The following is a 12,318-nucleotide window of genomic DNA, read 5'->3' as shown; positions in this document are numbered from 1 at the left end:
ATTTTTTCCTATTGACCTTGTATCTTTGCGATTCTTACGCTTTTGTGATCTTTAAGAAACTTGCGACAATTCGGCAAAACTGTGGAAATTGGTCGAGGTATGAAAAGTGTCCTGCCTCCTTGAGGATGACCAATCCCGCGTCGGGTATCTCCTGCTCCATAATTCGCCCGAATGATACCGGTGTATCCTGATCGTGTTCACCCCAGATAAGTAGCGTTGATGCCGATATCTGTGGTAATAGGGCACGCAGATCTTGATTTACGACCTTAACAAGCGTGGCTCGCATCTCTCCAGCTTCCTGATAGTCTTTGGAACCGGCGCGAGCAGACATCGCGTTCGCAAGCCATATACCAGGTTTCCCGCATCGACGGAGCAATTTACCGATTTTTGCCATACCTACTCGGAGATAGTATTTGGTAGTTCGCGGCGGTCTAATCCCTGCAGAGTCAACAAGGATAAGTTTATCGACTTTTTCGGGGTGCTCCGCTGAGAGGATAATCGAAATTCTACCGCCAAAGGAGTGACCAATCAGATGTACCTTTGGGATGCAAAATTTTTCCAAAAACGCTTTAACAAACTGCGCGTAGTCGGAGGTATCCCATGCTGTGGGTGGAATTTGACTCTTACCGAATCCCGGCAAATCAAGCGCATAGACCTTGTGCGATTGCGCAAGCCATTCAAAAACTGGTTGAAAACTTGCAGCCTCCGCGCCCCAACCGTGTAGAAAGAGAACAGCATCGCCTTCCCCGGCAACCTGATATGAGATGTTGAGGTTGTTAACTTCCGTGCTTGGCATCTATAGCTATTTTGCACTTGCTGCATTTTTAGAGGGATTCCAAAAAATCTGAGGCAACACCCCTGTCGTCAAACGGAAATCTCTTGCTGTGAATTTCTTGATAATCCTCATGACCCTTACCCGCAATTACAACGACATCTCCGGCTTTTGCTGTGGCGATTGCGTGATGGATAGCATCTCGCCTTTCCGAAATACACACATATTTGGTGTCATGTGGTAAATTTGACACAATCTGCGCGATAATCGCATCGGGATTTTCAGTCCGAGGATTGTCCGACGTAATTACGCTGTAATCCGCAATCTGGGCGGAAATATTCCCCATTTTGGGGCGTTTTCCGTTATCCCTGTCGCCACCGCACCCGAAAACGCAAATCAATTTCCGTTCGGTGATACGCTTTGCAGCAGTAAGCACATTCTCTAAACCGTCGGGCGTATGCGCATAATCAACGATAACAGCAAAGTCTTGCCCTCGATCAATGAGTTCAAACCGACCGGGTACTATTGTAGCTGCGAGTCCTTCTTGGATTGCGGATATCGGGCAACCGTAACGGATACCCACAGCAATACCTGCGAGGGCATTATAAAGGTTATATTCTCCGAGCAAGCGCAACTTAGCTGGGAACCGTCCTTCTGGCGTAACCGCTGTAAATGCCAACCGGTTATGCGAAAACGCTATATCTTCGGCATGCAGGTCAGTTTTATTGTCAAGTCCATACATCAAAAGTAGTGAATCTGGGCAGGTTTCCGCAATGCGTTCCGACACAGGCGAGTCGCTATTCAAAACCGCAACTCCTTTTTCACTGAGTTGTTCAAATAGCATGAGTTTCGCCTTCAAGTATTCCGCCATCGTCTGATGATAATCAAGATGGTCCTGGGTCAAATTGGTGAAGACAGCAGTATCAAAGACCAGCCCTGCCAGTCGTTGTAGTGCTAACCCTTGGGAGGAAGTTTCCATGGTAACGTATTCTACGCCGTCCTCAATAAATTGTTTGAAGAGGGCATGGAGAGCGAAAGCATCGGGAGTTGTAAGCGAAGCAGGAAGTGTTTTTTCTTCGCCTTGAGCGTTCGTGTACTGGTGTCCGACCGTCCCAATCAGTCCGGTTTTTCGTCCACTTGATTTAAGGATCGTATGTATGAGGTGTGCAGTTGATGTTTTACCGTTGGTACCTGTGATACCGATAAGTTTGAGGTGTTTTGCAGGGTTTCCGTGCCAATTGGCGGCGAGCAAGGACATCGCACGCCGTCCATTAGGGACCTGCACATAGGGGACAGGTATTGTTGGTGTTCCTAACGCCGTCACTGGCTTTTCGCCAATGATGGCTGTTGCTCCTTTTTGTAGGGCATCTGCAACAAAAATGTGGCTGTCCACACTAAGACCTTGGTAGCAGACGAAAACATTGCCCTGTTCGACTTCCCGATTATCGCTGACGATACCTGTAATATCAATATCAAGCGACCCGGTACTCGCAGTAAGGTTTAGTCCGCGGACCAACTCACGCAGCTTCACAACCCCTCTCCTTTCACAGTAAGGCGTTGTGCCCGCGTTTGTTCTGTGGCAACAGGTGCAAACTCTGGAGTTTTTTGCAGCGGGGGTCCGAAAAACTCGGTCTGTTTCAAGTACTGCATCGTTTGGGCGGCAACTTTCTGAAATACTGGCCCAGCGATTTGCCCGCTGAAGCGGGCCCCTGTCGGTTCATCAAGCATAACGATTATTGACACCATAGGATTTTCCGCTGGGAGGAACCCCATAAACGACATAATCTCTTTGCCAGCGTAACCTTTACCATCAGGTTCTGCTTTTTGAGCGGTTCCTGTCTTTCCTGCTACGCTATATCCTTCAACACGTGCGCGACGACCACTACCCCCCTCAACAACGCCAATAAGTATATCTGTCATCTGTTTCGCGACTTGTGGGTGCAGTACTTGTCGAACTTCGAGCGGATAGATCTTTTTAATCACGCTCCCGTTACTGTCTCGAATTTCGCGCGTAATATGCGGGCGGAGGAGTTTGCCATCATTGGCAATGACATTTAACGCATTTACCATCTGCAGCGGTGTTACCATAATCCCTTGACCAAAAGGCACAGAACCCAGAGAGTGGGTGTCCCAATACTTGACTGCATAAAGGCTGCCACTGTGCTCGTATGGCAAATCTACACCCGTCGGTTTACCAAACCCGTACTTTTCAATATAAGTAGCAAGGTCCTCATGTCCCAACTGTTTCACAACCTTAATCATGCCGATGTTGCTGGATTTTTGAATCACTTGCTCCAGGGTCAGGACCCCTTTTGCTGAAACATCACGGATAATCCTGCCATTTGAGAGCCGATATCGACCGTTCTCGCAGAACACTGTTGACTCAGGGGTCATGATACCTTCGTTAAGTACAGCGGAAGACGCAACAATTTTAAAAATAGAACCCGGTTCGTATGCAAACCAAACCCCAAAATTCCGTTTGGCTTCCTCACTGCTACGGGCGTATGCGTTTAAATTGTACGTCGGGTAACTCGCGAGTGCTAATACTTCTGCCGTTTGTGATGCCATGACAATCACTGTCCCCCGCGGCGCGTTCCACTGTTCGCAAGCTGCTGCCAATTCCTGTTCAGCGACATCTTGGATGTATTCGTCGAGGGTCAAAACGATGCTATACCCGTAATCATCGGTAGATTGCCCATTCGTTAGCAGTTTAATCGGTTCGTTTCGGGCATCGGCTGCGCGCTCTGCGGCTTGGCGTTCCTTCGCACTCAATAGGTAATTGTTGTAATGATATTCAATGCCCTCACCCATATTCTGATCGTTTATATGTCCGATGACTTGGGCTGCAAGCACCCCCTTCGGATAGGTCCGCTTTTGTTCAACTTCGTGCTTTATGCCACGGATCTCTCGTTCAATTGAACGAATCTCGTCAAGCAATTTATAATCCAGATCCTTTTTGAGCCACACGAACCGTTTATCCTTACGGCGGAGTTGCCTGATCAATTCAGACTCCGCAACGCCCAGAACGGGTGATAACCTTTCAGCAACTTTTATCGGATCAGTCTTGATATACTTCGGATCGGCATAAACAGAGAGACTGTGACGACTCAAGGCTAAAATATTGCCATGCCTATCCAAAATTTTGCCTCGCTTTATTGTGGCTGTACGCGGAGAGTGCCAAGTGCGATCAGCTGTCTCTTGATGTTCTGTATTGTTGGATATCTGTACTATGAACAGTTTACCCACCAGCAACAGAAATCCGACTTGTAGCACTATAAGGACGAAAACGAGGCGGCGGACGGATAAATGCAAATTGTTTTTCATGTTTGACCTATAAAATTAAGATGAATCCAAATGCCTTTCAAAAAGGCGAAAAACAACACTAAAAAACGAAACTATTTGTCCCAGACGATCTGTGAAGCATCTGTCGGTTCAACCATTTTAAGCTCAGTTGCGATTTGTTGAACCCTTTGGATACGGGTTAACGCTGACTCCTCCAATTCAAGTTGATGAATTTCATCTTGGACGGAGTGTTTCTGTCTTTCATAGACAGGCTGCCGCAGTAAAGCGACATTTTTCGCGTAAGATGAGAACCAGATGCTACCAGCGAAGGCACAAAAAGATAACCCTAAAACGACGTAGACTAATGGAAACCTCTTTTTCGGCTTCGGTTCCTCCACTTTCGTAGTACGTGTTGAATAGATATCTGGTGTCTGCATTTGATTGAACCTGCTAACCGATTTTAGAGAACCGGACTTCCGGACTGCAGTTTTCTGATGCTACTTTACAACCGTTCTCTGAATATCTTATTACTCATAAAAACCTTTACTTTCTAAACGTTGAAGATATTATTTAAGATACACTTTTTCGTAGAAGCCATGGACTACAATTTGCGAGCGGCACGTAGTTTTGCGCTTCTTGCTCGCGGATTGTTTTGAATTTCAGTTTCACTCGGTAATACCGGACGTTTTGTGATAATCTCTACCGATGGCTTGTGTTCACAAATACAGATAGGCGTTTTCGGTGGACAGATACACGTCTTGGCACATGTCTGAAAGCAATGTTTGACTATTCTGTCCTCAAGCGAATGAAATGTGATAACACACAGACAACCGCCCTGTTTCAAGAGTGATATTGCGACATCTAAACCTGACACCAAGTTTTCCAACTCTGCGTTGACGTGAATCCGTAGTGCTTGAAACGCACGCGTCGCTGGATGGATTTTGAATGTCTTTCGCGGGACAGCTTGCTTGACAATTTCTGCGAACTGCGTCGTTGTTATTATCGGTTCTTGTTGTCTCGCTTGAACAACCCGATCCGCAATTCGTTTCGCGTATCGTTCTTCACCGTATCGCTTAAAAATATCAACAAGAACGTCTATTGTGCTATCATTGACCACTTTCATAGCCGTTGGAACGGTCTGATCAGCACTATCCAACGCCTGTCCGGGATTCATACGCATGTCTAAAGGACCGGTGTGGTTGAAACTAAACCCTCGGTGTGGTGTATCTAACTGTAGCGATGACACCCCTAAGTCAAGTAGGATACCGTCAACAGCATGAACTGAATGTCTTTCCAGTAAAACATCCATCTCAGCAAAATTGCCGTTAATAAGGGAACACCGCTCCCCAAAGGCGTGTAGCCTACTTTCAGCAACAGTGAGAGCTTCAACATCCAGATCTATTCCGATCACACGTCCACTCGGAGCAGAGGTTTCAAGGATAGTCTCACTATGCCCACCTAATCCGACAGTACCGTCTATGTAAACGCCATCCGATTTCGGTTTAAGAAAATCAACCACTTTATCGCATAAAACTGGTATGTGGTGCGTATCCATACTCGTTCCAATATGACTTTATACCTTTGCTGCTTAGCAAGAAACGTGCCAATTCATTTTATGGGCTATTGGGTCACTATAATGCGTCTATCCGATTTTGGTAGATAGCCGTCACAAGTTCCATCGTCTTGACTGCATCCGAAAAACAGGTTAGTGGCTGCTCGTCCTGCTGGATACAATCCACAAAGTGCCTACTTTCGCCATAAAATCCATAGGTTCTGTGCAGTTTGTCAGAATCCGCCGCTGTCTCCGGTGTAATTTCGGTTGTGCCTTCGGGCGTGTGAAGTACCGCGCGTCCGCCTGCGTCGGGATTGATATAAGCCGAAATCCCACGTGCGTGCATTTCAAATGTATGGATGCGTCCGCCAACTGCCCAATTCGTGCCAAGATATCCAGAAGCACCACTCGTAAATTTGACGAGTGCGTTGAAACTGTTCTCACGCTCGGAATAGAAACTATTGATGTCGCTCGCAACGGCTTTCACCTCGCCTCCACCAAGCCATCGGAGCGCATCTACGGCGTGAATCGCATCACAGGTCAAAACATCTATCACACCATCGTAGTAGAGCGCATTTGGCGTGTTTTTATGGAAGGTTGACATGCATTGAATGATTGGACCGTTTGCTTCAACTATCGCTTTAACTTTTTGTAAAAGCGGAATGAAACGACGATTAAAACCAACCATCGTTTTACAATTGTTCTTTTCCGCCGCTAACGCCATCTCCTTGGTTTGGTGGAGCGTAACACCCGGGGGTTTCTCAATAAAAACATGGAGTTGCTGCGAAAGGCAGTGAATAGCCAGAGGGAATAGGTGCTGCGGTGGCATCAAAATATATACAGCATCTGGAGACGTTTTTTCAAGCATCTCCCGATAATCAGTGAACGTCTGATCAATCTCAAACCGTTCCGCTGTTGCCTGAAGTTTCGATGGGACCAGGTCGCACAATCCGACAAGATTCACATCTTCACATTCTCTGAGCGATGGATAATGAACGCCATTTGCCATTCCACCCGCGCCGATCAGTGCGATATTGATTTTTTTCATTTTGGATCCTCCTTGCAAATCTTTCCTTGCATGTTATAGGAGAAGGTGTTAAAATGCAATTCACTTATACATACTGACGCTACTCGCCAATTTATACATTAAAACTAATGAACACAGACCCTATCAAACTCGAACTTTATAAAAACATGCTGACCTCGGTTGCCGAGGAGATGGGTGTAACACTACAACGCACAGCGTTTTCACCCAATATCAAAGAACGCCTTGATTTTTCATGTGCTGTTTTTGATGGGACCGGCAAGATGGTCGCGCAAGCCGCGCACATTCCAGTGCATCTCGGCTCTATGCCGCTTTCCGTCCTCGCTGCGATTGAACATACCGAAATGGTACCCGGTGATATGATCGCCCTCAACGATCCGTATCGCGGTGGCACCCATCTACCAGATATCACGCTCGTTGCCCCCATTTTTTCGGATGGAAATGGCAACAAAACAGAAAAAAAACCTGTCTTCTTTGTCGCGAATCGCGCGCATCACGCAGATGTCGGTGGCATGGCCCCAGGTTCTATGCCCATTGCAACAAGTGTTATCCAAGAAGGGATCCGTATCCCTCCTGTCAAACTTATCCGGAGCGGAGAATTGGATACCGACCTCTGGGAACTAATTCTCGCCAATGTCCGGACACCTGAAGAACGGCGCGGCGATATGGAAGCACAGCTCGCAGCGAACCGCGTCGGCGAACGGCGATTGCGAGAGATGATAGCCAAATATGGTACGACAGAGATTACGGCGTATATGCAAGAACTGTGCGAGTATGCAAGCCGAATGGTACGGGCACGCCTCCGAGAAATCCCTGACGGACGTTACGTATACGCCGATGTACTTGACAACGACGGTATTACCGATGATCCGATTGAAATACAGGTTGCAATTGAGATTGAAAATGATACAGCAGTCGTCGATTTTACTGGCACAGCACCGCAAGCACGTGGGTCTGTCAATGCGATTTACGCGATTACGCTTTCCGCAGTTTTTTACACTTTTCGATGCATCGCCGGTGCAAACGTTCCCGCCAATGCAGGGTGTTTAGAACCTATCCGAGTGATTGCACCAGAGGGAACCGTTGTGAACGCGAAGTTCCCAGCAGCGGTTGCAGGAGGGAACGTCGAAACATCACAGCGAATTGTTGATGTGCTACTCGGTGCTTTGGCGCAAGCCTGTCCCGACCAGATTCCTGCTGCGAGTTCCGGCACTATGAATAATCTCACAATCGGCGGCTATGATGCTTCACGCGGAAAGGATTTTACTTACTACGAAACTATCGCAGGCGGGATGGGGGCACGCCCGAACCGAGACGGTATTGATGCCATCCACACACACATGACGAATACAATGAACACTCCCATAGAGGCGATTGAGACGAACTATCCGATGCAGGTGGCAGAATATGCAATCCGACGCGGAACGGGCGGTGCGGGGAAATTTCGAGGGGGTGATGGCGTTATTCGAGCATTGCGACTTCTGACAGATGCGGAGGTTACGATTCTTTCAGAACGCCGAACCCGCGGTCCTTACGGTTTGCAAGGTGGAGAATCCGGACAACCCGGACGCAACGTGTTAATTTCTGATGGAGAAGAACATCCGTTAGCAAGTAAGGTCTCCGTTTCAACGCGCGAAGGCGATGTTATTCGCATAGAGACCCCCGGTGGCGGTGGATTTTCATCTTAACAATATAGTAACCTAAAGGATTGGGTTTGACACCGAAATCTGGTAAAAATGCCGCGCGCATAAAAAAAAATAATTTACATTTTTAAATTAATATGTTATCATATATAACTTAAATAGTATTAATTATGTATATGAGGATATTTTGCTGCTGGAGCGACTTGGTAGGATCGCGATTGCCAGCAGCAAATAGAGGAAAACTACGGACAACAACAGTGAAAAAACTGACGCAATCGGCATTTCAGAAAGCAAAGGACTTTATAATGGATCAGGGGCGAGCGTTGGACCAAAGACGCTTTGAATTCCATTTTGAGGATGGTCCCACTGATGCCGTTCTTGCCGCACTAACACCTTATCAAAACGACGATGGTGGTTTCGGCCACAGTCTGGAACCTGACATTAGAACACCATTTTCATCCGCGATTGTGACCACAGTAGGCTTCCAAATTCTCAGAGAAATTCGAGCACCTGCAAGTCACATATTGGTCCAGCAGGGAATCCAGTATTTTATTGCCACCTATGAGGCGTCCCAACAGGTATGGCCTATCATTCCACCTGAAGTGGATGATGCACCTCACGCGCCTTGGTGGAATTATGGGAATAGTGCCGAAACTTTCGGTCAGTTTCTGGTCAACCCTCGCGCTGAGATTGTCGGGTATTTGCACGAATTTAGCGATGGCGTGCCGACGCAATTGCTGGAGACATTAACAGCGACCGTTTTGGAGCATCTATATTCTCTACCCGACGAAATGGAGATGCACGACTCCCTCTGTTTCGTAAGGCTCGCGGAGACAGAGGTTCTGCCGAATAGGGACAAGGTCTGGGCAAAACTCGCTCGAGCAGCAGCACCCGGTGTTGCCCGGAACGCGGAGGCGTTGACTGACTATGTTCTCAAACCTCTGTGGTTGGTGCCCTCTCCAGAATCACCCTTAGCTGCTGGGCTCAAGGATGAAGTGGCGATGAACTTGGACTTTGAGATCGAACAGCAGGGCGGGGACGGCTCTTGGTCCCCGAATTTCTCCTGGGGCGATCAATATCCAGAGGCGTGGCGAACAGCCAAGCGGGAATGGCAATCCAGGTTCACGGTCGAGACTTTGAAAACATTGAAAGATTTTGGTCGCATTGCGCAAATGAGTGAATAGAAAGTGCTGATTGACTCAATTGGTAGGATCGATCCACTCTGTGTGTTATGTCAGTGGTCTGCGAATAAACACGGCTTGACCTGCAAAGAAAAACACGACGCTATAAAGCAAAAGAACCACCAGCAGATTGAAATGCATCGATATTACATCAGAAACAAAAAACTTCGGTGGAACAAAATCTGGCGGATCCGCTTTCAAAATACGTTGTAGGATTTCATAGTCTCCCGTTTCTTCAATATATCTATTGACGTGTTCAGCATATTGGTGACGGTATCGAATAACAGCGCTCCGGAAATTCCATTCGCTGAAAATTCCGGTATTCGCTACATCAGTCGCTAAAAAAACAAATGCCGCCGAGGGCGAAATTAGGGAGATGGACAGATTCATATCGGCTTGCGCTTCAACCGCATTGATGAAATCTTGTCGGATTTCTGCTGCTTTTCCCACGCTTAGGTTCATCTGTCTCCGCTCCGCTTTCGCTCGGATTTTGTCTATAGTTTGTTTCTCCGCATCACTTAGGGCTGCTGGATCGCCGCCATGTTCCTGTATGAATTCCTCTACCGCCTCGTGGCTCTGTTGCCAAATATCTCCTGAGAGTCTTCGTATATTCTCATGGACCTCATACACTGTAGGGATAGGACGCAAATAGGCGGCTAAAAATGGACTAAAGTTGGGTATCACTAAAACCATGACTACCCATAACGCCATCAAAAGAGTTAGTGTCGTTTTCGGATGTTTTGTCAAACATGACCCAAAAAGCCCAAGCGCACAAAAAACAGATAGGTAAAGCAGCGCCAACAAAAAAAGAAATAAGGTTGCTACCCAATCAGAGGGACGAAGATTCACATTCGGCATTAGGTATAAGAGTAGAATCACACTCATCAGTGCCGGCAGTAGAGAAGTGATTAGGCTGAGATAACTCCCAACGAACTTCGCGGTCAAAAGCAAAGGACGTGAGATGGAATTTACCAACACCAGCCGTAAGGTCCCGCGACGAGATTCTCCCGAAATCGTGTCATACGTAAACACAAATGCTAACAGACTCCCGACGATATTAAAGAAAAAAACAAAATCCAACTGGGAAAAGAGATAGCGGTTTGGGTTATTAACAAATTGTCGATTGTTCTCAAATTGAGGCCCCATTTTTGCTTCACTATTGGCATTCAAAGAGAGTTCTTCGTCCAATCCTGTTGCCAAAACCCTCAATGTTGGAAGGTCTCGGTTCATCCAATACCAACTATACTTATTGGTATACAGATAGTCTTTGAGTTTGTACCCTGTATATAATTGCCGTCCTGCCCAAGTCTTATCCGTCGCTAACATTGCCGTTGACCCGATGAGAAAAATCAATGCCAGAATCATTGAAACCGCGAAACGAGCACTGAGGATATGATCATGTATTTCTTTTTTGATTAATGTCCAGAACATGTTTTCCTCAATTCCGCTGTCATCTCACATCATAACGATGGAACGCTAAGTTCGCTCCCATGAACAACAAGACGTTCCACAAGAGGAGCAGTTGCAAATCAATCCAAACCGCAGAGAAACTGCGTTCCAACGGCTGGGGTCGATGAACAAACATGGACCATTGTCCCTCTTGTCTCACACCCCGTTTAAGCCATGCGAAAAGTCGGCGTCGATAGTCTTGATAATCTGGTATTCCTGTTTGTGCGAGCGTCGTTGAACCGTGGACATAGGATGCCAATGGCGAAAGACGAGAGAGGTTTTTTCCTAACTCAATTTGGCGGTCAATCTTGGCAATATAGGTATCGTCCATTGACCACAATATCTCTCGTTGTTCCTCAGTGATGTCGTGTTCGGTAACAACCTGTTCCTTCATTTGTCTATGCTCACCTTCAGACGGAGCGGGTGCTATTGTCCGCGTCGTTAAAAGCGCGAGCCTCGGTATCCATAACGTCCATATCATCCAGATAAATAGACACAAAACGAGGGAAGTTGCCTCTCGATGAACTACTGTAGAAACGAGTAAGCCGAGTGTAAAAAACACAGAGAGATAGATCAAAGTGAAGCAGATAATGCCACCGAGCCGCAGGAAATGCTCACCGGAAAGTGAAACGCCGGAGAAGGTATACATATAGATGAACATGAGCAGCACTGCCGGAGAGAAACTCAAAAGCAGACTGATATAGCCGCCGATCCATTTGCCTAATAGAAATGTTGATCGCCGAAGAGAATTGCTCAGCACCAAGGAGAGGGTATGTGTCTCTTTTTCACCACAAATGCTATCATAAGAGAGAAAAATCGTTAGGACCGACAAGACTATACTGACAATATAGACAAAGTCAGGTGTTTCAAACAGTTCAAAGATGTGGCGTTCTTCACCAAAACGCATGAAAACCTGTCCGATGACGTTATATCGAGGGTGATAATTTGGGATGACCGGACGGACTTCATTTGTTCCTTTCGCGATTAGACTCAGTGGTTGTGGAGGGCTGGAGATGCCACGCGCCAAATTCGACTGTTTTTCTCGGTGTTGGTAATCGTGCGACATTAAAACGATAGAAATTACACATAAGACGATGCACACAATACTTGTCAGGATATAACGACCACTGGTGAGATTATCAATTAGTTCGTGCTTGATCAAGTTACCAAGTTGACCCATATTGTTTTCTAAACCGCCTCGGACCCAGGTCCGGTAGGTTCGGTTCCTAACCGAACCTATCTGCCTTAGATCATGTGTAGATCGACATCTCGGTTGTAATCGCTTAGTGTCAAAACGAGAAGCTTGAGTTGAGAATAAGCCGGATTCTGTATGTGATGATCATTCATCTGGGATGGATGTTACCATCCACCTCAAGCGGTTACCTGGGGACGAG

At 46.8% G+C, this 12,318-nt stretch carries 10 protein-coding genes; 2 read left to right on the top strand and 8 right to left on the bottom strand.

Translation table 11 applies throughout. From position 1 onward, the window contains the following. Window positions 1-34: 34 nt before the first annotated feature. The 6 genes from OXH00_20670 to OXH00_20645 all read right to left on the bottom strand — a co-directional run bounded on the left by OXH00_20670 (window position 35) and on the right by OXH00_20645 (window position 6,654). The gene (locus tag OXH00_20670) at window positions 35-796 is read right to left on the bottom strand and encodes an alpha/beta hydrolase (protein ID MCY3743434.1); all 762 of its coding nucleotides are present in this window, start codon (window positions 794-796) and stop codon (window positions 35-37) included. Window positions 797-824: 28 nt separating this feature from the next. Further along, a complete protein-coding gene (locus OXH00_20665) occupies window positions 825-2,303 on the bottom strand; it encodes a UDP-N-acetylmuramoyl-L-alanyl-D-glutamate--2,6-diaminopimelate ligase (GenBank protein MCY3743433.1) in 1,479 nt (492 codons plus the stop codon). Beyond that, a complete protein-coding gene (locus tag OXH00_20660; protein MCY3743432.1) occupies window positions 2,300-4,096 on the bottom strand; it encodes a penicillin-binding protein 2 in 1,797 nt (598 codons plus the stop codon). Before OXH00_20660 ends, OXH00_20665 begins: the two co-directional genes overlap by 4 nt. A gap of 71 nt (window positions 4,097-4,167) precedes the next feature. Beyond that, window positions 4,168-4,491, bottom strand: a complete 324-nt coding sequence (locus tag OXH00_20655; protein ID MCY3743431.1) for a cell division protein FtsL — start codon at window positions 4,489-4,491, stop codon at window positions 4,168-4,170. Between the two features lie 164 nt (window positions 4,492-4,655). Beyond that, complete coding sequence (rsmH, locus tag OXH00_20650; protein MCY3743430.1) at window positions 4,656-5,609, bottom strand: 16S rRNA (cytosine(1402)-N(4))-methyltransferase RsmH; 954 nt, start codon at window positions 5,607-5,609, stop codon at window positions 4,656-4,658. A 76-nt stretch (window positions 5,610-5,685) separates the two neighbouring features. Continuing rightward, window positions 5,686-6,654: a Gfo/Idh/MocA family oxidoreductase gene (locus tag OXH00_20645; GenBank protein ID MCY3743429.1), complete on the bottom strand. Its 969-nt coding sequence runs from the start codon at window positions 6,652-6,654 to the stop codon at window positions 5,686-5,688. Between the two features lie 107 nt (window positions 6,655-6,761). Between OXH00_20645 and OXH00_20640 the strand changes: the two genes are divergently transcribed. Together OXH00_20640 and OXH00_20635 are read left to right on the top strand one after the other, a co-directional pair. After that, window positions 6,762-8,339, top strand: coding sequence for a hydantoinase B/oxoprolinase family protein (locus tag OXH00_20640; GenBank protein MCY3743428.1), 1,578 nt, complete (start codon window positions 6,762-6,764; stop codon window positions 8,337-8,339). 212 nt (window positions 8,340-8,551) lie between these two features. Continuing rightward, a complete protein-coding gene (locus OXH00_20635) occupies window positions 8,552-9,478 on the top strand; it encodes a hypothetical protein (GenBank protein MCY3743427.1) in 927 nt (308 codons plus the stop codon). A 45-nt stretch (window positions 9,479-9,523) separates the two neighbouring features. Here the strand turns inward: OXH00_20635 and OXH00_20630 are convergent, their stop codons facing one another. Both OXH00_20630 and OXH00_20625 read right to left on the bottom strand, forming a co-directional pair. Next, window positions 9,524-10,906, bottom strand: a complete 1,383-nt coding sequence (locus tag OXH00_20630) for an ABC transporter permease subunit (GenBank protein MCY3743426.1) — start codon at window positions 10,904-10,906, stop codon at window positions 9,524-9,526. A 19-nt stretch (window positions 10,907-10,925) separates the two neighbouring features. Continuing rightward, window positions 10,926-12,104 (bottom strand): ABC transporter permease subunit, encoded by a 1,179-nt coding sequence (locus OXH00_20625; protein MCY3743425.1) that lies wholly within the window; start codon window positions 12,102-12,104, stop codon window positions 10,926-10,928. Between the last annotated feature and the right edge of the window lie 214 nt (window positions 12,105-12,318).

The organism is Candidatus Poribacteria bacterium (genome assembly GCA_026706025.1).
Lineage (GTDB): Bacteria > Poribacteria > WGA-4E > WGA-4E > WGA-3G > WGA-3G.
This window is presented reverse-complemented; position numbering and strand designations above follow the sequence as displayed.